This window comes from Sphingomonas sp. Sph1(2015) (assembly GCF_001970915.1).
Classification (GTDB): Bacteria; Pseudomonadota; Alphaproteobacteria; order Sphingomonadales; family Sphingomonadaceae; genus Sphingomonas; species Sphingomonas parapaucimobilis.
Genome location: NZ_MQUI01000124.1, coordinates 1 through 426, shown reverse-complemented (window position 1 = coordinate 426; position 426 = coordinate 1). Strand labels below are relative to the sequence as shown.

The following is a 426-nucleotide window of genomic DNA, read 5'->3' as shown; positions in this document are numbered from 1 at the left end:
TTAATGAAAACATCAAAAATAAAACGGTTATTACCTACGCCCAATTGTGCTAGGTCAAGACGGGCGTTGTCAAGCTGCGAGCCTAAAATGTTTTGGCGGCGGGGTATAACTTTAACATCATAGCCAGTTAAAACCTTTGCAGCCTGTTCGATTTCGCCAGCTAAAACAATGGGTGTTTTAGCCAACCTTGTGATAACTTGTTGGCGGCGGCTCTGTAAATCATCGCCGCCTTGTAAGCTACACGCATCGGGCAAGCCAACCGATTGTTCCCACTCCTGTATTAAATCGGTTGTAGTGTATGGGTTAAGTTCGCGCCGTAAATAAGCCACATAACCAAACATAACCGCCACCATTGCACCCACCGCACTGGCAAAGCTATGGTTAAACGTGCCGCCAGCGGTAAACGCTTCCCATAGCCGCCCCTTT

General features: G+C 47.7%; 1 protein-coding gene. It reads right to left on the bottom strand.

Translation table 11 applies throughout. The annotated features are described in order from the left end of the window. Positions 1 to 426 (bottom strand): putative phage tail protein (locus BSZ14_RS18835; RefSeq protein WP_139330563.1); only part of this gene is annotated, 426 nt, incomplete at both ends.